This window comes from Algoriphagus halophilus (assembly GCF_041729275.1).
GTDB classification, from domain to species: Bacteria; Bacteroidota; Bacteroidia; order Cytophagales; family Cyclobacteriaceae; genus Algoriphagus; species Algoriphagus halophilus_A.
Genome location: NZ_CP146486.1, coordinates 797,017 through 819,005, shown reverse-complemented (window position 1 = coordinate 819,005; position 21,989 = coordinate 797,017). Strand labels below are relative to the sequence as shown.

General features: G+C 38.7%; 21 protein-coding genes and 1 pseudogene. 13 read left to right on the top strand and 9 right to left on the bottom strand.

What is annotated here, in order from left to right; translation table 11 throughout:
- Nucleotides 1-125 precede the first annotated feature (125 nt).
- Nucleotides 126-1,531: pseudogene (locus tag V8V91_RS04390) on the bottom strand (sulfatase).
- A 343-nt stretch (nucleotides 1,532-1,874) separates the two neighbouring features.
- Here V8V91_RS04390 and V8V91_RS04385 point away from each other — a divergent pair.
- Both V8V91_RS04385 and V8V91_RS04380 read left to right on the top strand, forming a co-directional pair.
- On the top strand, nucleotides 1,875-2,333 hold the full coding sequence (locus tag V8V91_RS04385) for a hypothetical protein (RefSeq protein ID WP_373398950.1): 459 nt from the start codon (nucleotides 1,875-1,877) through the stop codon (nucleotides 2,331-2,333).
- Between the two features lie 124 nt (nucleotides 2,334-2,457).
- Nucleotides 2,458-6,219 (top strand): PAS domain S-box protein, encoded by a 3,762-nt coding sequence (locus V8V91_RS04380; protein WP_373398949.1) that lies wholly within the window; start codon nucleotides 2,458-2,460, stop codon nucleotides 6,217-6,219.
- A gap of 17 nt (nucleotides 6,220-6,236) precedes the next feature.
- On the opposite strand, the gene V8V91_RS04375 is transcribed toward V8V91_RS04380, so the two are convergent.
- From V8V91_RS04375 to V8V91_RS04345, 7 genes are all read right to left on the bottom strand, one after another.
- Complete coding sequence (locus tag V8V91_RS04375; RefSeq protein ID WP_373398948.1) at nucleotides 6,237-6,722, bottom strand: LytR/AlgR family response regulator transcription factor; 486 nt, start codon at nucleotides 6,720-6,722, stop codon at nucleotides 6,237-6,239.
- Nucleotides 6,719-6,946 carry a LytR/AlgR family response regulator transcription factor gene (locus V8V91_RS04370; protein ID WP_373398947.1) on the bottom strand — a complete coding sequence of 76 codons (228 nt, stop codon included), beginning with the start codon at nucleotides 6,944-6,946 and terminating at the stop codon, nucleotides 6,719-6,721. Before V8V91_RS04370 ends, V8V91_RS04375 begins: the two co-directional genes overlap by 4 nt.
- Nucleotides 6,947-6,948: 2 nt before the next feature.
- Nucleotides 6,949-7,272: a hypothetical protein gene (locus V8V91_RS04365; RefSeq protein WP_373398946.1), complete on the bottom strand. Its 324-nt coding sequence runs from the start codon at nucleotides 7,270-7,272 to the stop codon at nucleotides 6,949-6,951.
- An 11-nt stretch (nucleotides 7,273-7,283) separates the two neighbouring features.
- The gene (locus V8V91_RS04360) at nucleotides 7,284-7,709 is read right to left on the bottom strand and encodes a hypothetical protein (protein WP_373398945.1); all 426 of its coding nucleotides are present in this window, start codon (nucleotides 7,707-7,709) and stop codon (nucleotides 7,284-7,286) included.
- Nucleotides 7,710-7,777: 68 nt separating this feature from the next.
- On the bottom strand, nucleotides 7,778-8,194 hold the full coding sequence (locus V8V91_RS04355; RefSeq protein ID WP_373398943.1) for a response regulator: 417 nt from the start codon (nucleotides 8,192-8,194) through the stop codon (nucleotides 7,778-7,780).
- A gap of 219 nt (nucleotides 8,195-8,413) precedes the next feature.
- Nucleotides 8,414-8,560 carry a glycerophosphodiester phosphodiesterase gene (locus V8V91_RS04350; protein WP_373400615.1) on the bottom strand — a complete coding sequence of 49 codons (147 nt, stop codon included), beginning with the start codon at nucleotides 8,558-8,560 and terminating at the stop codon, nucleotides 8,414-8,416.
- Nucleotides 8,561-8,577: 17 nt separating this feature from the next.
- Nucleotides 8,578-9,195, bottom strand: coding sequence for a glycerophosphodiester phosphodiesterase (locus V8V91_RS04345; protein ID WP_373398942.1), 618 nt, complete (start codon nucleotides 9,193-9,195; stop codon nucleotides 8,578-8,580).
- 161 nt (nucleotides 9,196-9,356) lie between these two features.
- On the opposite strand from V8V91_RS04345, the gene V8V91_RS04340 reads away from it, so the two are divergent.
- The 4 genes from V8V91_RS04340 to V8V91_RS04325 all read left to right on the top strand — a co-directional run bounded on the left by V8V91_RS04340 (nucleotide 9,357) and on the right by V8V91_RS04325 (nucleotide 12,571).
- Nucleotides 9,357-10,088 (top strand): polysaccharide deacetylase family protein, encoded by a 732-nt coding sequence (locus V8V91_RS04340; RefSeq protein ID WP_373398941.1) that lies wholly within the window; start codon nucleotides 9,357-9,359, stop codon nucleotides 10,086-10,088.
- The gene (locus tag V8V91_RS04335; RefSeq protein ID WP_373398940.1) at nucleotides 10,079-10,258 is read left to right on the top strand and encodes a hypothetical protein; all 180 of its coding nucleotides are present in this window, start codon (nucleotides 10,079-10,081) and stop codon (nucleotides 10,256-10,258) included. The genes V8V91_RS04340 and V8V91_RS04335 overlap by 10 nt, the downstream gene beginning before the upstream one ends.
- A gap of 64 nt (nucleotides 10,259-10,322) precedes the next feature.
- Nucleotides 10,323-10,763 carry a peptide-methionine (R)-S-oxide reductase MsrB gene (msrB, locus tag V8V91_RS04330; protein ID WP_373400614.1) on the top strand — a complete coding sequence of 147 codons (441 nt, stop codon included), beginning with the start codon at nucleotides 10,323-10,325 and terminating at the stop codon, nucleotides 10,761-10,763.
- Between the two features lie 104 nt (nucleotides 10,764-10,867).
- Nucleotides 10,868-12,571, top strand: coding sequence for a family 43 glycosylhydrolase (locus V8V91_RS04325; protein WP_373398939.1), 1,704 nt, complete (start codon nucleotides 10,868-10,870; stop codon nucleotides 12,569-12,571).
- Between the two features lie 117 nt (nucleotides 12,572-12,688).
- On the opposite strand, the gene V8V91_RS04320 is transcribed toward V8V91_RS04325, so the two are convergent.
- Nucleotides 12,689-13,798: a hypothetical protein gene (locus V8V91_RS04320; RefSeq protein WP_373398938.1), complete on the bottom strand. Its 1,110-nt coding sequence runs from the start codon at nucleotides 13,796-13,798 to the stop codon at nucleotides 12,689-12,691.
- 157 nt (nucleotides 13,799-13,955) lie between these two features.
- Here V8V91_RS04320 and V8V91_RS04315 point away from each other — a divergent pair, with 157 nt between their 5' ends.
- From V8V91_RS04315 to V8V91_RS04285, 7 genes are all read left to right on the top strand, one after another.
- Entirely contained in the window at nucleotides 13,956-14,984 is a 1,029-nt protein-coding gene (locus V8V91_RS04315) for an Atu2307/SP_0267 family LLM class monooxygenase (protein ID WP_373398937.1), read from the top strand.
- A gap of 277 nt (nucleotides 14,985-15,261) precedes the next feature.
- On the top strand, nucleotides 15,262-16,074 hold the full coding sequence (locus tag V8V91_RS04310; RefSeq protein WP_373398936.1) for a polysaccharide biosynthesis/export family protein: 813 nt from the start codon (nucleotides 15,262-15,264) through the stop codon (nucleotides 16,072-16,074).
- 5 nt (nucleotides 16,075-16,079) lie between these two features.
- Nucleotides 16,080-17,288: a hypothetical protein gene (locus V8V91_RS04305; RefSeq protein ID WP_373398934.1), complete on the top strand. Its 1,209-nt coding sequence runs from the start codon at nucleotides 16,080-16,082 to the stop codon at nucleotides 17,286-17,288.
- A gap of 67 nt (nucleotides 17,289-17,355) precedes the next feature.
- Complete coding sequence (locus V8V91_RS04300; protein ID WP_373400613.1) at nucleotides 17,356-18,522, top strand: polysaccharide biosynthesis tyrosine autokinase; 1,167 nt, start codon at nucleotides 17,356-17,358, stop codon at nucleotides 18,520-18,522.
- 1,134 nt (nucleotides 18,523-19,656) lie between these two features.
- Nucleotides 19,657-20,967, top strand: coding sequence for a nucleotide sugar dehydrogenase (locus tag V8V91_RS04295; protein WP_373398932.1), 1,311 nt, complete (start codon nucleotides 19,657-19,659; stop codon nucleotides 20,965-20,967).
- 4 nt (nucleotides 20,968-20,971) lie between these two features.
- Nucleotides 20,972-21,307: an NAD-dependent epimerase/dehydratase family protein gene (locus V8V91_RS04290; RefSeq protein WP_373398930.1), complete on the top strand. Its 336-nt coding sequence runs from the start codon at nucleotides 20,972-20,974 to the stop codon at nucleotides 21,305-21,307.
- A 2-nt stretch (nucleotides 21,308-21,309) separates the two neighbouring features.
- Nucleotides 21,310-21,966 (top strand): NAD-dependent epimerase/dehydratase family protein, encoded by a 657-nt coding sequence (locus V8V91_RS04285; RefSeq protein ID WP_373398929.1) that lies wholly within the window; start codon nucleotides 21,310-21,312, stop codon nucleotides 21,964-21,966.
- The last annotated feature ends 23 nt before the right edge of the window (nucleotides 21,967-21,989 follow it).

Here is a 21,989-nt window from a genome sequence, read left to right as displayed (position 1 = left end):
TTTTGGAAAGCAGTAAGTAGTATAGGAGAATCCAAAAGAAGGAAGCATACCAAAAAAACGTGTCAAAGCTAAACAGCCTTGACACGTCCAAATAATACTCCCATACCTAAGAAACGAATCAGTACTTAATCCATTTCAATTCGTTTTTCCAATTGTGTAGGACCAAAGGTCATATTGGATTGATGTGTCTGGATCAAGGCTTGGATTTCCTCAATGATTTGACTGTTTTCCGAAGCGATATTAAACCTCTCGGAAGGGTCATGGGCCAAGTTAAAGAGTTGAAGCGTATCCAGTTTTTCGACTTTGGCAGGATAGCCCATGGGGTTGTTTTGGTAAAAATAGAGTTTGTAATCCCCTTTTCTTACGGCAAATAATCGATCTCCATGATAATAAAACATTTCATTTCTTGGGGTTTCATCTTTTCCTGCCAATACAGGGCTTAAGTCAAACCCGTCATAAACCCGATCGTTTGGTTTGACTGTGTTGGATAAACTGCAAAAGGTAGGCAACAAATCCAGGGTACTTCCAATTTTTGATACGACCCCTGGTTCCACATTTCCGGGGCCCCAAATGATAGTGGGCACACGGACTCCACCTTCATAACTAGTGCCTTTTCCCCCGAAAAGGCCTCCATTGCTTCCCCCTTGTTCATTGTAAACAAGCCAAGGACCATTGTCTGAAGTAAAGACCACGTAGGTGTTGGTATCTAAGCCTTCTTTTTTAAGTGTTGTTAGGATCTGCCCCACGCTCCAATCAATTTCCTCAATGACATCTCCAAATAATCCTCTTTCACTGCTTCCTAAGAATCCTTGGCTTGCAAATAATGGCACATGGGGGAGAGAGTGAGCCAGATAGATAAAGAAGGGCCGGTCTTTATTTTCCTGGATGTATTGAATGGCTTCTTCTGTATAGCGTTTGGTGATCGTATTTTGGTCGGCGGGTCTTTCCACAATCTCCGTGTCCCTCATCAGGGGAACGTTGAAATAATTGTATTTTGGATTTGCGAAGGCCTCTTTAGCGGAAACATCGTTGATTCGGTCCATGTCATTGCTATACGGGATGCCAAAGTAAGAGTCGAATCCATGGTTCGTGGGGAGGTAGGGGGCAGATGACCCAAATGCCATTTCCCGATTGCTTTGGTGGCATAGCCAGTGGTTTTTAGCAAGGTTGCGATGGTGTTTTCGGAACTTGGTAGTCCTCCATCCGAGTCTGGAAAAAGAACCCTTCTGGTGTTGCTGTACATCCCGGTTCTTACTGGAAGTCTTCCCGTCATAATTGCAGATCGGCTGGGGGTACAGACATTTGCTGCCACATAGAAATTGGTCCACTTTTGTCCCTCCATGGCCATTTGATCCAAGTTTGGAGTTTTGATGGTGGGATGTCCAAAGATCCCTATATCTCCATAACCCTGATCGTCAGTAAAAATGATGATGAAATTGGGTTTAGAGTTTTGGGCGAAAATGAAACTTGAAGTAGAAAAGACAATAAAAAGTGATAAGCTGAATAGCTTAACTTTAAAAGAAGATTTCATAATTGAAAATTTGGCTATCTATTGGGTTGATTTTATCAGAAGAAATATAAGGAATATAGATTGAAATTATCCTGAAATTGTGGTGCGATCAAAAAATTGGGGGTGAAACAATATTTCTTTCTAGCAAAGAACTTAGTGATTTATTTAGGTGAAATACATAATTGTAAGCGTATAATCTAGAAATGATATGGTGAAATCTTGTGTTAAAAAATATTGATTATTTTCCCTTAAAATTTTAAGAATTTAGACTTTTTAATGTAAAATTAGCCTGATAATTTACTTGGTAATTAAGAGGAAAACAACCCGGCCAACCTCTTGATTAGTTTATTGTAATCCCTCAAAAATGATGAATACCCCATCTCTACTTGGAGATAGTTCCAGAATAAACTCATTGAAGAGTTATCAGATTTTAACTACTGAAAAAGAGAAAGAATTTGATGGAATTGCAAAACTTGCCAGTAAGCTATGTAATGTGCCTGTTGCCTTGATCTATTTTTTTGAAGAGAAAAACACCTTCATAAAATCAGTTTTTGGGGATATTGATGCGATAGAGTCACTGGATTTAAATTCAATTTTTGGTGCTCACCAAGAAACTTCGTTTATATCATTCAATTCAGGGGATGAAAACTTTCCAGCTTCTTTAAAAGAAAGGGGTTTTGAATACTATGCTGCTTGTCCAATAAAGGACCAAGAAGGTTATGTTTTAGGAGCTTTGGCAATGTTAAACCATCAGGTGGTTGAGATCAATGAGGATCAAAAATCCAGTCTGATGACGCTTTTGGGGGATTGCAGAGTTTATTGAAGGATCGAAAAAAGAATATAGAACTTGATCATTTTGAAAAGCTATTCCAGTTATCCTCAGACTTGGTATGTCTTGCTGGAGTAGATGGATTTTTTAAAAAGTAAGCCCTTCATTTCAGAAAATCTTGGGTTGGGATGAGAAGACTCTATTAACGAAATCATTCTTTGAAATGATTTTCCCAGAGGATTTACAGAAGACTCAACAAGAAATTGAAAAACTTTCAGAAGGACTTCCCACCATCAATTTCACCCATCGATTTAATACCAGTGAAGGTACCTTTAAATATTTACAATGGACAGCTTCTCCAGAGCCTGAAACAGGAAGCATATTCGCTATAGGGAGAGATATCACCAATGAACGAACTCGCGAATTAAAATTGGCAGAGAGTGAAGAGAAATTGAGAGTTTTCTTTGAAAATTCTCAAGGTTTGATGTGTACCCATGATTTAGAAGGAAATTTCCTTTCTGTAAACTCTTCAGGGGCAGGAATATTGGGATATAGCGTTGAAGAGATACTTTCTCGAAGTTTATTTGATATCGTACCTCAAGAAAGACATCATGAGGTAAATGGGTATTTAAAAGCCATTTCCACAAACGGAAAAGCCAGCGGTCAAATGTTGACGATGCATAAAAATGGGACTATCCGAACTTGGTTGTTCAATAATGTCCTTGAAAAAAGTGGAGTTGATGAATCTCAGTATGTGATCGGTAATGCAATAGATATTACTACGAGGGCCAAGCTTGAAGAGGACCTCAAAGAGACCAAGCAGATGCTGGAGGAGACTGGTAAAGTAGCCAGGGTAGGAGGTTGGAACTTTGATTTGGTACATCAGAAAATATCCTGGACACCCGTTACTAGGCTGATCCACGAAGTTCCTGAGGACTTTGTACCGGATATTACAACAGGAATTGAATTTTACAAAGAGGGAGAGAGTAGGTATAAGATTACCAAAGCCTTGGAAGAAGCAATCCAACATGGGACTCCATGGAGTTTGGATTTGCAATTGATTACCTATAAAGGAAAGGAAATCTGGGTTAGAGCAATTGGAAAGCCAGAATTTCAAAACGGGGAATGTGTAAGGCTGTTTGGGACGTTTCAGGATATTGATGAAACAAAAAGAGCTGAATTGGAGGCTTCCAGAGCCAGGAAAGTATTAGATGACGTATTTAATGCCTCTTCGGAAGTAAGTGTGATTGCTACAGATGTAGAAGGTGTAATTACCGTTTTTAATAAGGGAGCTGAAAAGATGCTAGGTTATTCTTCCGAAGAAATGGTTGGAAAGCATACTCCTAGTATCATTCATTCCCAAGAAGAGGTTGAGAAAGTTGCGGAAGAACTTTCGGAGGAATTCGGTAGGCCTATTTCTGGATTTGAAACCTTTATCGCCAGACCGGAAAGAGACGGTTCTGAACAACGAGATTGGACCTACATTCGAAAGGACGGAGAAGAGCGTTTGGTTTCTTTGGTCGTTACTCCCATTAAAGACCCCGACCAGTTAAGTATCGGTTATTTGGGAATAGCTATTGATTTTACAGAGAAGCGGAACATTGAGATTGATCTGATCAATGAAAAAAGCAGGCTAGCGGCATTTGTGAAGCATACTCCGGCAGCAGTGGCCATGTTAGATACCGACATGCGGTATATTGCTGTGAGTAATAGATGGGAGGAAGAATACGACTTTAAAGCTGAAGAGGTTTTAGGAAATTCACATTATGATCTCTTTAGTGAATTGATGAATGAAGAAAGAATCGCTAATTATAATCGGGTATTAAGTGGGGAAGTGTTAACTAATAAGGAAGAGAAAATCTTATTTCCTGGGGAAACACAACCAAGATATATATCCTGGGAGATGAGACCTTGGTTCCTTCACAATGGAGAAATTGGTGGGATGATGGTTTTTACCCAAAACATCACGTCCTTGATTGCTCAGCGTGAAGAGCTCAAACATGCAAAGCTACAGGCAGAAGAAGCGAGTAAAGCCAAATCTGAATTTTTGGCGAATATGAGTCATGAAATTAGGACACCACTGAATGGCGTGATTGGGTTCACAGATTTGGTGTTGAAAACCAATTTAAATGAAACCCAACATCAATATCTATCGATCGTCAACCAGTCTGCCAATGCTCTATTAAGTATCATCAATGATATTCTGGACTTTTCAAAAATTGAGGCAGGTAAGCTGGAAATTGATATTGAAAAGTGCGACCTCTATGAAATGAGTTCCCAAGCTACGGATATCATCACATACCAAATTCAAAACAAAGGTTTGGAAATGCTTTTGAATATTGGAACCGATTTACCAAGATTTATCTATGCCGACTCAGTCAGATTAAAGCAGGTATTGGTGAATTTACTGGGCAATGCTTCTAAGTTTACAGAAAAAGGAGAGATAGAATTGAAAATAGAAAACCTTCATTCAGAAGGTGATTTTAATAAAATCCGCTTTTCTGTTCGAGATACTGGAATCGGGATCAATGCTTCAAAACAGAAAAAGATTTTTGAGGCATTTTCCCAGGAGGATAGTTCCACGACTAAGAAATACGGAGGAACAGGTCTTGGTCTAACCATTTCCAATAGTCTTTTAGGTTTAATGGGATCAAAACTTCAATTGGTATCAGAAGTTGGAAAAGGAAGCACATTTTTCTTTGATGTCACTTTCAAAACGGAACAGGGAGAAGCGATTGAATGGTTTGATGTAGATCAGATTAAAAATGTGTTGGTAGTGGATGATAATGATAATAATAGATTGATTGTCAATCAGATGTTGTTGTTGAAGAACATTCATGCCACCGAAGCTACCAATGGTTTTGAAGCTCTTCAACTTTTATCAAAAGGAGAGAAGTTTGACGTAGTATTGATGGATTACCATATGCCATTCATGGATGGCTTGGAAACTATTCGAAAGATCAAAGAGAGTTTTGTGGATAATCTGGATGACATGCCTATTATGTTGTTGCATAGCTCTTCAGATGATCAGAAAATCATACAAGCATGCCAGGAATTAGGGGTAAAACATCGCTTGATTAAGCCACTCAAATTACAGGATTTCTACCATGCACTTTCGAGACTTCATACTAGTGAATTTGATTTAGGGAAAAAGGTAGAAAATGAAGTTCCCTCACAAGACATGAATTATAAGGTATTGGTTGCGGAGGATAATATGGTCAATATGATGCTGGCAGAAACCATTATCAAGAGATCCTTTCCTAATGCAATTCTAATTAAGACTGTCAATGGTAAAGAGGCTTTGGAATATTGTGAAGAAGAATTGCCAGATATCATTTTGATGGACGTTCAAATGCCAGAGATGAATGGCTATGAAGCAACCAAAAAAATAAGAGATTTAAAAAATGGAGAGCGGGTACCTATTGTGGCATTGACTGCTGGAAATGTAAAGGGAGAGCGAGAGAAGTGTTTAGAGGCAGGAATGAATGACTTTGTGGTGAAGCCTGTAGTAGAAGAGACACTTCATGAAATTTTTCAAAAATGGTTACCACTTCAAAAGCTGGATTCTTTAGACTTTGATGAACCAGAAGTATCCTCAAAAAGTCATTATGATCAGGAAGTCTTGATTGCTTACACGGATAATAATATGGAGATTTTGAAGGGGATTTTAAAGATTGTAAAGTCCGAATTGACCACTTCTTTTACTGCCCTTAAGGAAAAACTGCTGATTGAGGATTTGGTAGGATTGAAAGAGGCAGGACATAAATTATATGGTACAGCAGTTTCTTCAGGGATGTTTTATTTATCGGAAATGGCTGCTGAAATTGAAAAGCTTAAGTTACTGGACAAACCTTCTTTAGAGCATCAATTAACTGAAGTGGAAAAAGAGATTAAAATGATTCTTAATCAAATTCAGTCTCAAGAAGATAGTATTAGATGAAGTTAAAGCCTCAGGACTTAAATTAAGTTTAATTTTCCCATGAGTTCTCCTCGCTTGGATCTACTGATAGGGATTACTGATTTATGAATCAATACCGTATTGTCTTGGATATCTACGATCTTTTTAAGATTGATGATATACGATCTGTGAACCTGGAAAAAAGTATCTGAAGGCAATTTTTCTTTAAGTTTTGTCAATGAGGTATGTACTTTATAATCCATTTTTTCCATTTTGATCAGTACATAGTCCCCACTTGCTTCTACCAGATCAATTTCTTCGGTATTGATTTTTATGAGTCGCTTATCAATATTGATGAATAATTGATTTTTACTGGCCTTAGGCTTTTTGGGGTTACTGGAAACAGGACTTCCTGATTCAAGTAATTTAGACACCTTTTTGACGGATTTTTTAAATCGATCGGGATCAATAGGCTTGGTTAAAAAATCAATAATGCTTTCGTATTCAAATGCTTTAATTGCAGAATTTTGATCTGAGGTGGTCAAGATGACATAGGGAGGGTTTTTAAGGTTTGGATAAAATCAAACCCTGTAAAACCTGGCATGTGAACATCCAAAAAAATCAGGTCAACATCTTCCTTATTGAGGAAACGAAATGCATCCATCGCATTCGAAAAATTACCAACTACTTCTACACCGGGCTCCTTTTCACATAAAAAATTTAATATTTCTCTTGACACATTTTCATCGTCAACAATTATGCAGGTCATGTCTACTCTGGTCGTTCAGGTAGAAATTTAAGTATTTTAGTTACTATATCCTGAAATTCTTCTTGAAAATTTAGTTTTCCCGATCTTAATGCAGATTCATGCTTTTCAGTGATATTTAGGGCGTTTTGCATTTGGAAAAAGGCAATTTTATGTTTGATTCGATGGACGGTTTCAGATGCCCAGAAATAATTATTGGATTTGATTGCCTGATTATAAGTTTTATACTCCATAGGCAACTCCTCAATTAATAGCTTTAGGATTTTTTTCTCAAATAGTCTATTTCCACAAGACAACTCTTTCAGATAGTGTAAAGATGGAGTTTCCATAATTTTTCTATTTAAAGATATGCTATTACTGAGGGTACCTCACTTAAATTCTGTAATGCCTTTTTTGAAATGGCCAGGTTAAATTCCTGAATAGGGTCTATAATTTCAGGAGCTGATGGTTTTTCGTTTGCAGAGGATTTCTGGTCAATGGAGAATGCAAAAATCCAGGATTTCGGGTCTTTGATATGCACGACGTTGACGATCCCTAAATGTTGTTTGAATTCCGAAATGGTTTTAAGAATAAAATCTTTAAAAACCCCAATAATAAAATCACGATCACCCTTGATCATGGGGAGTGTGGGGTCCACCAGAAAACGGAAGGAAGCCTGCCCCCCAAATTCAGTTATCAAGGAATGAATCAATTCATAGCTATCAATGATTTGATCATTATTGGCAAATCCGGAGTAGGTTATATATAAGTCGTTTGGATTTGTCATCTTTGATAAAGATTTTTTGGTGAGGGGCAAGGCTTGGGTGACAAACAACTTACTCTCCTTTTTTGTTATTATCGGATGTTTAACTTCCAATAGGTGATTAGCAACTTTACTGTTTCTTTATATTGGTTGGGATTCATAGGTTTGTGAATAAAACTCGAGATTCCATTTTCGTAGCACATGTCAATGACTTGGGGATCATTGGATGTGGTGAAAGCAACTGTTCTTATATTTTTGAGATGGGAAATGGATTTAAGTTCTTTCAAAAATTCAATTCCATTTTGCCCTGGCATATTGATGTCAATTAAAATCAAGTCAGGGATTGTTTCTTCGTTTTTCAAAAGGCTGATTCCTTCTTTGCCATTATTTGCAATGGTTAGATCGATCCCGAGCTTCAGAATTTCTATGGTCCTTTGAAATCTGAGTTGCTCCAATAAAACATCTTCTAATAGCAAGACTTTCCCTCTTTTTTCTTCAAATTTCATCATTTTGAAAACCATGAAACTGAACTATTCGGTCACACTGAATTATCTATCGACGAATTGCAGCTATCTGTAGACGAATGGATTTGAAAAAATCGAAAATCCTTCCTTAATGCGGCCTGAGAGGGGTGATAAAAAAATATAGACCGAACAAATGCATCAAAAAATAAGTGGTGCAAACCTAAAAAATAGCATAGATAGGTTTGCTCAATCCAAAAAAGGATATCATTTGGATTGGATGAGTTCCAGCAGTAATGCCGGTTCGTCAGTAGTAATAAAATCTGCCCCTTGTTCCAACAGCCATTTCATATCTTCCACTTTATTGACCGTCCAGGAATTGACGGTGAGCCCTAGTTCTTGCGCTTCTTGAATCCAATGAGGGTTTTTCTTTAATACGCCAATATTGTAATCAAAACCAAAAAACCTGCTTCCTTCAGTTCTTTTGGGGTTTTATCTCCGCTTAAATAGGCAACGTTTGCCTTAGGATCTGTTTCAATGGCTTTCAGTCCCCCTTCGTAGCTAAAAGTGATGTAATCCACCCATTTCCTGGCTTTCATTTTTTTAACGGCTTTCACAGATTTGATCGCTATTTCCTCCGATCTAGCCACACTAATTTTGGATGGTTTGATTTCAAAAATCAGTTTGGTGCCTTTTTGCTTTTTGCCTTCGGCAAGGTATTCCTCGACCGTCGCCAGTTTTTCACCATTTTCATACGTTTTGGACAACAGTTGATCATAGGTGCTGGTTTCTATCGGCATTCCCATGAAGTCTGCATCATGGTTGACCACGAGTATTCCATCCGCTGTCATCCAAACATCAAATTCCGACCCCTCACAACCCAAAGACACCGCTTCATTCAAGGATGCAAGACTATTTTGTGGGTGTCCTTTTGACTTCCAAGCGCCCCGGTGGGCAATTACTTTGTTTTGATGGAAGGATTTTTGAGCAAAACCAGAAGGAATTTGAACGAGCATTGCTAAAAGGAAAAGTGTGAGGGACAATTTCATGGATGGTAAACAGTTTTTATTTCCTTAAAAATAAGTTTTCAAATAGAAAAAGGGGACCTGATTTTGGTTTCTTTACATAAACTTCATGTTAAATATTAATTTTGAGTATGGTGTTCAATGTCCGTCGAATGTTCTTTTCCCTGGAAAAACAGTCTTACTTTTTGCTTTGCTTGATCCTTGCCTTCTCGGTTTCAGCTCAAAAGAAAGTAGCCATCAGCATTGATGATATTCCAAATACCAAAAAGTATGAAAAGGATGACTTCCAACTGGGACTTCTTTCCAAGTTGGATGAAATCCAAATTCCCATTTCAATTTTTGTGATTGAGGGGTTGATTTATAAAACCGATTCCATTTCAAAAAACTATTCCCTTCTAATGGAATGGACAGAAAGGCCTTATACCACCTTAGGAAATCATTCTTTCAACCATAAAAGGTCTTCCGAATTGACGGTGGAGGACTTGGAACAGGAAGTGGTGAAAGGGGAGGGCATTTCCAGGGAGCTTGCCAGGTATTATGGAAAAGACTTGAAATACTTTCGGTTTCCTTTCAATGACTTAGGGAAGGATTCCCTGCAGCAAAATGCCTTTAAAGCACGGCTGGAGTCCTTGGGGTTTGAAATCATGCCTTTTACAGTGGAAAGTGCGGATTGGATGTATAATGCTTTGTATGAGCATTTCCTTGAACAAGGAGATCGCTCGAAAGCAGCCGCAATTGGGGAGGAATATGTGTCCCAGACCCTGGCCTTATTTGAATTCTTTGAAGCCCTATCAGGGGAAAAATACGGGAGGTTGATACCACAGATCTACCTATGTCATGATAATTCCATCAATGAAGCCTATTTGCCGGCGATCATCAAAGACTCGGAGATCAAGGCTATGAATTTGTGGGGGTAGAGGAAGCTTTGGATGACCCAGCATACCATCAGACCAATTATTACGATAAAAAATGGGGAGTGTCCTGGTTTTATAGATGGATGGAAGATCAGGACGAGGCAATGAATTGGATGAGAAAGGAACCTGATTTGGAACATATTCAAAAACAATTTGAGGCCATTCAGAATTAATTAAAAGAAACTGCTGTTACTTAGACCTGTTTCCGTCTCAAAAAAAATAAGGAGAATACGAATGATGATTAATTGGAATGATGTAATCAAGTTTACGAATCAGGGCAATCCCAAGCCTCCAAGGAGAGTGGAGAAAACGGATGCTGAATGGAGGGAAGCGTTAAGTCCTGAAGAGTTCCGGGTTGCCAGACAAAAAGGAACTGAAAGGGCGCATAGTTCTGAGCTATGTAGTTTATTTGAACCGGGTAAATATGCCTGTGTATGTTGTGGTACGGAGCTATTTGATGCTACCGTAAAGTTTGAAAGTGGCACAGGATGGCCTTCTTTTACACAACCTATTGATTTGTCCCATGTGGCTTATACCAAGGATGTCAGTTTTGGCATGATCCGGGTAGAAGTGACCTGCAATGTTTGTGACGCCCATTTGGGACATGTCTTTCCAGATGGTCCTAAGCCCAGTGGACTTCGATATTGCATCAATGCGGTTTCACTCAAGAAATTATAAATCAATCCAAATCCCCGGCACTACCTAGGGGATTTTTCTTTTTTTAACTTGTAGAAGATTAATTCAACCCAAATGAACCGTTTTCTTCTATTGTTCGCCTTTTTTTGATAGGCATTTTCCCTGTATTCTCCCAGCAGTTAACCTATTGCAATCCTATCAATCTGGACTATGGGTATACACCCATCCCGAATTTTGCCGAATGGGGCCGTCACCGGGCCACGGCAGATCCGGTCATTGTCAATTACAAAGGGGATTACATCCTTTTCAGTACCAACCAATGGGGTTATTGGACTAGTCCGGACTTGTATCACTGGACCTTTCATTCCAGGTTTTTTCTGAATCCATGGAATCAGGTCTATGATGAACTTTGTGCGCCGGCGGTAGGCATTAAAGGCGATACAGTCCTCGTGATGGGATCTACCTATGAACCGGATTTTACCATTTGGATGAGTACGAACCCCCTGGCGAATGAATGGGAACCCTTGGTGGAGAAATTTGAAATAGGAGGCTGGGACCCTGATTTTTTCACAGATGACGACGGCAGACTGTATATGTACAACGGAAGCTCCAATCGATATCCCCTTTATGGGATCGAACTGAATTCCAATACGCTAAATCCGATTGGCACTAGAAAGGAAATGTATCTGCTGGAGCCCTGGCGATATGGCTGGCAACGATTTGGAGAGCATATGGACAATACCTTTCTGGATCCATTTATGGAAGGAGCACATATGACCAAGCACAATGGCAAATATTACTTGCAATATGGGGCTCCTGGAACAGAGTTCAGTGGCTATTCCGATGGAGTGGTAGTGGGAGATTCCCCTTTGGGACCTTTTACACCCCAATCCGATCCCCTAAGTATGAAGCTGGGAGGCTTTGCCAGGGGAGCTGGGCATGGAGCAACCTTTCAGGATAATCAAGGGAATTATTGGCATGTCAGTACCATCATGATTTCGGTCAAAAATACCTTTGAAAGAAGATTGGGGATTTGGCCTGCGGGGTTTGATCAAGATGATGTGATGTGGGCCAATACCGCTTTTGGCGATTACCCCCATTATTTGCCTGCTACGGATAAGCCGGGTGCATTTACGGGTTGGATGCTCCTGAATTATGGTAAACCCATGCAAGTCTCTTCTACCTTGGGGAGTTATACTGCGAATAAGGCCAACGATGAGGATCTGAAAACCTATTGGTCTGCCAAGACGGGGGATGCAGGAGAGTGGATCCAATCAGATTTAGGGGAAGTGAGTACCGTGCATGCGGTACAGATTAATTATGCAGACCAGGATGTGGCAGCCAACCGATTGGGGAAATACAATGATCAGTATCACCAATATGTATTGAAGTATTCAGAGGACGGTAAAAACTGGAAGGTTTTGAAAGACAAAAGCAAAAACCATACAGATGTTCCACATGAGTATATAGAACTCAAAAGCCCTGTCAAGGCCCGGTTTATCCGATTGGAAAATGTTCACATGCCCACCGGGGAGTTTGCATTGAGTGGGTTGAGGGTATTTGGTAAAGGAGCCGGTCAAGCGCCTGAAAAAGTCAATGGATTTGTGGTATTGAGGACCGAGAAAGACAAGCGAAGTGCATTTATCAAATGGCAACCTGTGGATGATGCTTATGCCTACAACATCTATTACGGCACTGCTCCCGATAAACTCTATACCAGCATCATGGTTCTTGGCAACAATGAGTATTGGCTCAAGACCATGGACCGGATGAAGGATTACTATTTCACCATTGAAGCCATTAATGAAAACGGGATGAGTGAAAAAGTGGCAACGCTGAAAGTTCAATAAATCAGCGGTTGAAAGGGTATTCATTGATCCAATGAAAACCTCGCTTTGTCAATTGATAATCGGATACTGACTTTTTACTTCCTACAAGGGTGTTTTCCTTTTCTCCAATTCGGATTTTCAGTTCGTATTGCTGGGTGGGCAGTGCTTTAATGGATAGTTCATGAGGGGTATCCTCATCCTCGGTGTTTTTCCACAAAACATTTCCCCCTCCTTTATTTCTTGAATGGTATAAAATTCTTGGGTTCCTCCTTCAGGTTTTAAGACCAGGTAGTTTTTTTCAACAATGATTTTGGTCCATGGGCTGGCAGCCTCATTTTCAAATCCAGCATACAAACCTTCCCATTCATTTTCCATGGCTCGGAATTCCTGGCTGCTGTAATGCCCATACATTCTTGATAAGGGAATTATTCCTACCAAATAGATATTGGCTATAACCCATGCTATTTTCCACTTTTTCGAGGTAAAAAGAGGAGACATCGATTCTAATTTGCTGGACTTGTGGAGAATCAGAAAATCAAACAATGCTTTCGCTCCAGGGAGAAGAATTAGAATGGAAAAGAACAATAGATGAGAGGAAAAAAGCTTTACCGGTACATCAAAGGAGAAGTTGACCAATACAATGTTGAGACAAACTGATATAGCTACCAGTGCACCTAAGATGGCTGTCCTTCTTAATAGTAATAGAAATCCCGCGATCAGCTCTGATAAGCCCATAAATATTTTGTAGGTGTCTGAATATCCAAAAAATCTCCAGGCCAAGCCCATGGGAGATATGTCTCCCACCAAAATATCCATGGAATAGAAACTTGGTCCAGGAAATTGACCTATTAGAAATTTTGCGATGCCATAGGAAATGAGCGTTAAGCCTACATAATACCTGGCATAAATCAATACCCATTGGTAGAAATCAACCGCATGGAGACGTACTTTTTTGAGGGAGAATAGCCCGATGGCCACTAAAATTGAAAAGGTGAGCAAAGCCGGGATTTTCACATAATCAAAGGTAGTGTCACCACTTCCCGTTCTCTGGATTTTTTCCAGCTCAGGAAGACCCAAGAAAGATTTGCCGAAAAACAGAATATACTTTTCCTGGAGTGAGAGGACATATTTTGAAAAGACCTCATGAGTAAAGGGGATGTTGTCCAGCGGAAAAGGAAACCCATAGGAAAGGATATAGACTCCCAGTGAAAGAAAAACAAACTGCTTGATTGGATTAGAGTTGTTCATAAGCGTTGAGAAAAAAATAAAGTCAAAACTATTGAAAATTGATAAAGAGAAAATTGACTTAAAATTTTTTAACTAAGGAATTCACTCAATTATTGTGTGGAGGAAGGGAATTTAGTGTGAAGGAATTTGGTTTAATGCCAAATGGATTTGGAGAATAATGGAAATAGGAATAGATAGTTTTGTTGCCACAGAAGCAGGTGATGTACAAATAGACGGACAAAAGAGCGTTTTGTCATTGGAACAACTTTTAGCAAGAATAGAATATGCAGACCAGATGGGTTTGGATGTATTTGGGATAGGAGAGCATCACCGAAAAGAGTTTTTGGATTCAGCTACAGCAATTATATTGGCTGCTGCAGCGTCAAGAACCCAACGTATCAAATTGACTTCCGCTGTTTCCGTGATCAGTGCAGCTGATCCCGTACGAGTATTTCAAGAGTTCGCAACCCTGGATTTGATATCCAAAGGGCGAGCAGAAATAGTGGCTGGCAGAGGTTCTTTTACCGAGGCTTTCCCCTTGTTTGGATTAAGACTGAATGATTATGACAAGCTTTTTTCCGAAAAGCTCGGTCTCTTGCTTCAAATCAGGGATCAGGAGACTGTCACTTGGCAGGGACAGTTCAGACCTGCCTTAAACAATCAAAGCATTTACCCAAGGCCGCTCCAAAAAAAGCTTCCTATTTGGTTAGGGGTGGGTGGTACTCCAGGTTCTTTTGTCCGGGCAGGTCAATTGGGGATGCCATTGATGGTGGCGGTGATTGGGGGAGAGACCCATCGTTTTAGGCCATTGATCGATTTATATAGAGAGGCCGGCATCAAAGCAGGTTATGCTGAGGAGGATCTGAAAGTGGGATTGCATTCTTTGGGGTATGTTGCAAAAACCAAGGAAGTGGCACTACAAAATTATTATCCTGGTTATGCCGAGACATTTACCAGAATTGGGAAAGAACGGGGTTGGCCACCGGTCATCTGGAATCATTTTTATGCACAAACCGGAAAGACAGGAGCTTTAGTGATTGGGAATCCAGAGGAAGTGGCTGAAAAGATCCTTAGACACAGTGAAGCGCTGGGAGGAATTTCAAGATTTAAGTTCCAGATGGATAATGCAGGATTGACACATGAGCAGTTGATGGAAGCCATTGAAATGATTGGAAATGAAGTCATTCCTTTGGTGAAAAGAGGGTAAAGGAAACAAATTTGACGTTTCCATGTAAAGAAAAGGTATAAATCCTATTTTCTAAATAAAGCAAATCTCATCCAAATTCATCCTATAGGATCGATAGATTTAATTAGGTCTAATTTTCATTTTTTCATGCTCCTCTTAAACCCTATTACTTGAGATACATCCTTATAAAACTGTTATTTACCATTCTCTTATTGTGAATTCGTAAATTTTATCCTTCTTTTCTGTTAAAATGTTTAAGTTTGCCCAGTTTTTGACGAAGATTATTAAAAATTCATTTATGCGGAGATTCCGACTTGGGATGGTTTCTATCCTAGCCTTCATAGCTGCTTCAGCTTGTGTATCCAATGAGAAGATTATTTATCTCCAAAACCAAGAAGGAGATACTCCAATTGAAGATGGGGAGTTAATTTCCTACGAAATCCCTGAATATAGATTGCAATACAATGATATCATCGATGTGAACATCCAAACAGTTGATGATATGATCCAAAATGGATTTAACAATAAAGCAATGGGTGGGATATCTGGACAAATGGGAAATGTAGCTTCCCAATCTGGAGGTGATATCTATTATATGACCGGCTATACCGTTGATAATGAAGGTAAAATTAGACTTCCGATCGTTGGAGAAGTAGTGGTTAAAGATAAAACCTTGGAAGAAGCACGAATTGCCATTGAGGAAAAATTAAGAGTTTATGTGACTACAGAATTATACGTAAAAGTAAAATTGGGAGGGATACGTTATTCAGCACTAGGTGAATTTAGAAGACCTGGAAAGTTTGTGGTGTTGCAGGACAGAATGACCATTTTTGAGGCAATAGCAAATGCCGGTGATTTAACTCCTATTGCTAAAAGAGACGAAGTATTATTGATCAGACAATATCCTGAGGGAACTCGTCTCCATCGATTGAACTTAAATGACAGGCATGTAGTAGAATCGGAATTCTATTTTATACAGCCGAATGATCAGATTTATGTAGAACCCATGAAAGTGAGAGAAGTGGGAGCAGGTGAAAATGCGGCCCAATCCATTGCTTTAGTTATTTCAGCAATAACGGCTTTAGCACTTATTCTTAATTTAATCAAATAAGTTATATGTACCCCAATACTCCAAACCCAGCAAATTCGGGTCAGAATCCATTTATGGTACAAAAGGAAGATGAAATTGATCTAAAGGTTTTATTGTTTAATTACCTACAATATTGGCCTTTGATTCTTGCATTTATGTTCGCGGGATTAGTTTCAGCATTTTTATTCAATAGATATGCAACCAATATTTATAGTGTTCAATCCAGTGTACTCATTGAAGATGAAGAACCTTCCTTGGGTATGGATTTATTCGAGTCGGCAGGTTTTGGCTTACAGGGAAAGAACAATATTGAAAATGAAATTGGAATACTAAAGTCATTTTCCCTTGCAGAGGAGACCATCTCTGAATTGAATTTGAATGTTCAGTATTTCGGAGAAGGTTTTATCACAACGAATCAACTATATGATAAGCTTCCAATTATCGTTTCAGTAGATTGGAAACAACCTCAATGGGTTGGTGGAATGTTCCGAATTGAAGTGTTGGATGAAAACTCCTTTGAATTGCAAATTGAAAATGATGAATTTAGCATTTACGATCCTGCAGACCCTTTTTATAAATCCAAATTGGAAGATGCTTCTTTGAAGAAATCAGTTTATTCTTTTGGAGAGCAAATTGAAGAAGGAAACCTTTTTATTAAAATCAATAGTATTTATGCGAATCCAGGAGAGAATTATCAGTTCAGAATAACTGATACACCAACTCTAGCATTGAAATACAAGGAGGAATTATCAGTATCTCCAATCAACAAACAAGCATCTATTCTATCATTAAGTTTAGAAACTCCTGTTAGGAGACTGGGTGAAGACTACATCAATAAATTGATGGAGATGTACCTAAAGCGTGAATTGGATGAGAAAAACAGGGCTTCAGAGAGCACTATTCGATTTATAGAAAATCAATTGTTGGGGATTTCTGATTCCTTGGAAATTTCTGAAAACAGACTGCAACAATACCGATCGGAAAATAATGTGTTTAATCTTTCCGAAGAGGGATCTGTTATTTTTGAACGATTACAGGATTTAGAAAAACAAAAAGGTGAAACGGAGGTAAGTCTTAAATATTACCAGACATTAAATTCCTACCTTGAAAATAGTCAGGGGAGAGTTGGTAGCTCCATCCATTATTGGGGTAACAGATCCTTTATTAAACTCTTTGGTCAATGCCTTAGCCGAGCTACAAGCGGATCAAATTCGTTTAAAATCCAATTTTTCTGATCAAGCACCTGCAGTTCGGGAAAATGCTACCAGGATCGCCAACACTAAAAAGCAATTGCAGGAGAATGTGAATCTGGCATTAAGCAATACTCAAAATGTATTAGCAGACTTGAATAATAGAATTCGATTAATTCAAGCTGATATCAACTCCCTTCCCAAGACGGAAAGAGATTTAATAGGAATACAACGTAAGTTCACAATCAACGAGAATATTTATGTGTATTTACTGCAAAAGAAAGCGGAAGCTGAAATCACAAAAGCTTCCAATATGCCCAAAAATACCATTTTGGATTTTGCGAAGGCGGGGCAAGAACCAGTAGCACCTAAGCGTACCTTAAACTTATTGATAGGATTGATTTTAGGTATGATTGTACCAATTGGATTTATTACCATCAAAGATTTCTTGAATACCAAAATTGAGGATCCTAAGGAATTGGAAAATCAGATCAAGGTTCCTTTAATTGGGATGGTGGGAAGAAATAATTCTGATGATGCCTTACCGGTTTTAAATAATCCTCGATCTACTGTTACTGAGTCATTTAGATCTTTGAGGGCAGATATGTCCTACCTAAGTCAGCAAAAGGAGAATTTGACTATTTTATTTACCTCAAGTATTTCTGGCGAAGGGAAAACTTTTGTATCCATCAATATGGCTTCCGTTTATGCCTTAATGGGAAAGAAAACCATTTTGATAGGTTTAGATTTAAGGAAACCTAAGATCGCGGAAGATTTTGGATTGCCTAATGATAAAGGGATGAGTACTTGTCTGAGTTCGGATACCCCATGGCAGTCTGTAGTAAAATCATCTGGTCATCAAGATCTTGACGTGATCCTATCGGGCCCTATTCCGCCCAATCCGGCAGAATTATTACTTCAGGATAAGTTCACTCATATTATCAACGAAATCAAGCAAGCATACGATGTGGTCATCTTTGATTGTCCACCTGTAGGTTTAGTTTCTGAAACCAAGGAGTTATTTGCCTTGGCAGATATCTCGTTCTACGTATTCCGTCAAGGTTATTCCATGAAAGGGAATACCCAGATATTGAATAATTTGGTAGAAAAAGGAGGGGTAACCAAAATTTATGGAATTTTGAATGACATGCATATTGACAAAGGTTACGGCTATGGATATGGCTATGGTTATGGTTATGGATACGGAGGGAATTCCTATGGCTACCATGAAGAAGCTACACCCCTTCCCTGGTGGAAAAGAGCTTTGAGAAGGAAATAGTATCTGAATTACGAAATACGAGGTTGGAAATACGAAGTACGAAGGGAAGTCAGAAGTATGAAATTAGAAGTCTGAAAGGGGGCTTGTCTGAAAATGAATCCGTTTCACCTTTTTTGGGCTAGGAGGTGAGAGAATAACGAAGTTGGAAATACGAAGTACGAAGGGAAGTCAGAAGTTTGAATTCAGAAGTCTGAAAGGGGCTTGTCTGAAAACGAATCCGTTCCTTCTTTAGAGGGCTGGGAGTTGAGAGAAGTACGAAGTTGGAAGTACGAAGGGAAGTCAGAAGTATGAAATTAGAAGTCTGAAAGGGGCTTGTCTGAAAATGAATCCGTTTCACCTTTTTTGGGCTAGGAGGTGAGAGAATAACGAAGTTGGAAATACGAAGTACGAAGGGAAGTCAGAAGTTTGAATTCAGAAGAATGAATAAAGAGTGGTAAACGTATCCGTTCCCCCTTTAGGGGGCTAGGGGTGAAAGCAGTCTTCAGTTTATACTACAGACCGTGTATTCCACACACCAAATACCACATACCAAATACGTTGTCCTTCGTACCCTCAAATTTTGCCAACCAATTTCTAATCTTATATCAAAAATCTGATATCATACATTTCTTCTTGTTCACTTATTCCCCAACTTGATTCTTCTATGTACAGAGCAAAAAAATGAAAATTTCCTCAAAAATATGGTTTCCAAGTATTTAAGATTTGGAGCTTTGTTTGATGAATTCGGAGAGTAGCAATCACCCTTTAAGATATCAAATGCAGTTTTAAGTATATTAAAATTCCACTTAAAAATAGGATAAAAAATGAGTACAAAAACTACTCGCTTTATGTATCTTTGAACCATTATTGCCTTTTTCTTAAAAAAGAGGCTCTTTTTTTAATAAAAAATCTGAAAAGTTCATCAAAATACGGTGAATTTGATTTTGCGCTAAGTTCCAAATGAATGGGAATTGAATCAGTTTAATTGAATACTAATTCAATCCAATTCAGAAAATGGGACTGAAAGGGCGAAGCTGTTATTAGAGTTTAAAATTTAAAAATTAAAGTTTTTCAAATTAAAGTTGAGTGTGAAAGACTTGAACCTAGTATTTATGTTGGAGTCATAGTTTCGACTTTATAAGTTTATTAATTAAAATGCTAACCAACCTAGAAAATAGTAAAATAGCCATCATTGGCCTCGGTTATGTGGGGCTGCCTTTGGCTGTGGCCTTTGCAGAGAAATTTAAAACTGTAGGCTATGATATCGACCCCAAACGCGTAGATGAACTCCAAAAGGGCCATGACCGGACATTGGAAGTAGAAGATAATTTACTTCAAGCTGTTCTAGTTAAAACCGCTCAGGACTTGGATGAAAAAGGAAAAGGATTGGTAATCACAGATGCTATCCTTCCTATTTCAACTGCAAATATCTACATAGTCACTGTGCCAACACCTACGGATAAGCATAATAGACCGGTATTGACTCCTATGCTAAAAGCATCAGAAGCGATAGCCAAGGTTTTGAAAAAGGGAGATGTGGTGATCTATGAATCTACTGTATATCCTGGAGTGACTGAGGATGAATGTGTACCTGTCTTAGAGAGAATTTCTGGTCTGAAATACAATGAGGACTTCTTTGCAGGGTATTCCCCTGAACGGATTAATCCGGGTGATAAAGAGCATACAGTAACCAAGATTTTAAAAGTGACTTCAGGTAGTACTCCAGAAGTTGCAGAGTATGTGGATCAGTTATATAAATCAGTCATTACTGCAGGAACTCATAAAGCATCTTGCATCAAAGTGGCTGAGGCTGCCAAAGTAATCGAAAATTCTCAGAGAGATATCAATATCGCTTTTGTCAACGAACTCAGTAAGATATTTAATCTGCTAAATATCGATACGCAGGAAGTTTTGGAGGCAGCTGGTACCAAATGGAATTTTCTTCCTTTCCGTCCGGGATTAGTAGGAGGTCATTGTATTGGGGTAGATCCATTCTATTTGGCTCAAAAGGCCCAGGAGGTAGGATATCATCCAGAGATTATTTTGGCAGGACGTAGATTGAATGATTCCATGGGGAAACATGTGGCGACTGAGACGATCAAACATATGATGCGTAAGGATCTTAAAGTGATTGATTCAAAAGTCTTAATCTTAGGCTTTACCTTTAAGGAGGACTGTCCAGATGTAAGAAATACCCGGGTGATTGATATCTATCAAGAATTACTTTCTTATGATATCAATGTGGATGTATATGACCCTTGGGCTAGTGCTGCTGAAGTCAAACATGAATATGGTATCGATATTATCAATGGAGGTACGAAACCTAATTTGGAAGAGTATTCAGCCATTATTTTAGCAGTTGCACATAAAGAATTTAAAAACTGGCCCCTTCAAAAGTCTGATAATCAAGTGATTTATGATGTGAAGTCAGTGTTGGGGAAAGAGTTGGTTGATTCAAGGTTATAGAAAAATGTTCGAACAATTTAAAGACAGCCTTCAAGGCAAAAAAGTATTGGTAACTGGGGGAGCTGGTTTTATCGGCTCAAATCTTTGTGAAGTTTTGTTAGGGCTAGAAGCACTAGTGGTTTGCTTGGATAATTTCGCAACGGGCCATCTCCATAATATTGAGCCATTTCTGAAAAATGAAAACTTCCAATTAATAGAAGGAGATATCAGAAGTTTGGAAACATGCCAAAAAGTCTGTGAAGGAATAGATTATGTGCTGCATGAAGCAGCATTGGGTTCGGTACCTAGATCCATTTATGATCCTATCACTTCCAATGAGGTGAACGTATCTGGTTTTTAAATATGTTGGTTGCCGCACGAGATCAAGGGGTAAAGAGATTTATCTATGCTGCAAGTTCATCTACCTATGGTGATTCAGAGGTATTACCAAAAGTGGAAGATAAAATAGGAAAGCCATTATCCCCTTATGCAATTACAAAATATGTGAATGAATTGTATGCAGATATTTTTCATAAAACATACGGTTTGGATACTATTGGCTTAAGATATTTTAATGTATTTGGTAGACGTCAGGATCCAAATGGAGCCTATGCTGCTGTAATTCCACTTTTTGTGAAGAAATTGATGAATCATGAAAGTCCTGTGATCAATGGTGACGGCTCCTATTCGCGGGATTTCACCTACATTGATAATGTGATCCAGATGAACCTCCTAAGTTTGACCACTGAAAATCAAGAGGCTTTGAACCAGGTCTATAACACTGCTTGTGGGGAAAGAACCACCCTTTTACAATTGGTAGAACTGTTGAAAATGAACCTAGCCAAATTCGATCCTGAAATTGGAAAAGTTGAAATAAAATTTGGTCCAACTAGAAATGGAGATATTCCTCATTCTTTGGCAAGTATTGAGAAGGGGCAAAATAAATTAGGATATAATGTTTTAGTGGATTTTTGTTCTGGAATTAAAGAGGTGAGTTTTTGGCATTATAATATTATTTAAGAATATTTTGAATCTTATCAAAT

What these genes read in the sequence shown, in the direction of transcription:
- V8V91_RS04385 (WP_373398950.1), top strand. Translation starts at nt 1,875, where the DNA reads ATGATGAATACCCCATCTCTACTTGGAGATAGTTCCAGAATAAACTCA.
- V8V91_RS04370 (WP_373398947.1), bottom strand. Translation starts at nt 6,946, where the DNA reads ATGACCTGCATAATTGTTGACGATGAAAATGTGTCAAGAGAAATATTA.
- V8V91_RS04365 (WP_373398946.1), bottom strand. Translation starts at nt 7,272, where the DNA reads ATGGAAACTCCATCTTTACACTATCTGAAAGAGTTGTCTTGTGGAAAT.
- V8V91_RS04360 (WP_373398945.1), bottom strand. Translation starts at nt 7,709, where the DNA reads ATGACAAATCCAAACGACTTATATATAACCTACTCCGGATTTGCCAAT.
- V8V91_RS04355 (WP_373398943.1), bottom strand. Translation starts at nt 8,194, where the DNA reads ATGATGAAATTTGAAGAAAAAAGAGGGAAAGTCTTGCTATTAGAAGAT.
- V8V91_RS04345 (WP_373398942.1), bottom strand. Translation starts at nt 9,195, where the DNA reads ATGAAATTGTCCCTCACACTTTTCCTTTTAGCAATGCTCGTTCAAATT.
- msrB (WP_373400614.1), top strand. Translation starts at nt 10,323, where the DNA reads ATGATTAATTGGAATGATGTAATCAAGTTTACGAATCAGGGCAATCCC.
- V8V91_RS04320 (WP_373398938.1), bottom strand. Translation starts at nt 13,798, where the DNA reads ATGAACAACTCTAATCCAATCAAGCAGTTTGTTTTTCTTTCACTGGGA.
- V8V91_RS04315 (WP_373398937.1), top strand. Translation starts at nt 13,956, where the DNA reads ATGGAAATAGGAATAGATAGTTTTGTTGCCACAGAAGCAGGTGATGTA.
- V8V91_RS04310 (WP_373398936.1), top strand. Translation starts at nt 15,262, where the DNA reads ATGCGGAGATTCCGACTTGGGATGGTTTCTATCCTAGCCTTCATAGCT.
- V8V91_RS04305 (WP_373398934.1), top strand. Translation starts at nt 16,080, where the DNA reads ATGTACCCCAATACTCCAAACCCAGCAAATTCGGGTCAGAATCCATTT.
- V8V91_RS04295 (WP_373398932.1), top strand. Translation starts at nt 19,657, where the DNA reads ATGCTAACCAACCTAGAAAATAGTAAAATAGCCATCATTGGCCTCGGT.
- V8V91_RS04290 (WP_373398930.1), top strand. Translation starts at nt 20,972, where the DNA reads ATGTTCGAACAATTTAAAGACAGCCTTCAAGGCAAAAAAGTATTGGTA.
- V8V91_RS04285 (WP_373398929.1), top strand. Translation starts at nt 21,310, where the DNA reads ATGTTGGTTGCCGCACGAGATCAAGGGGTAAAGAGATTTATCTATGCT.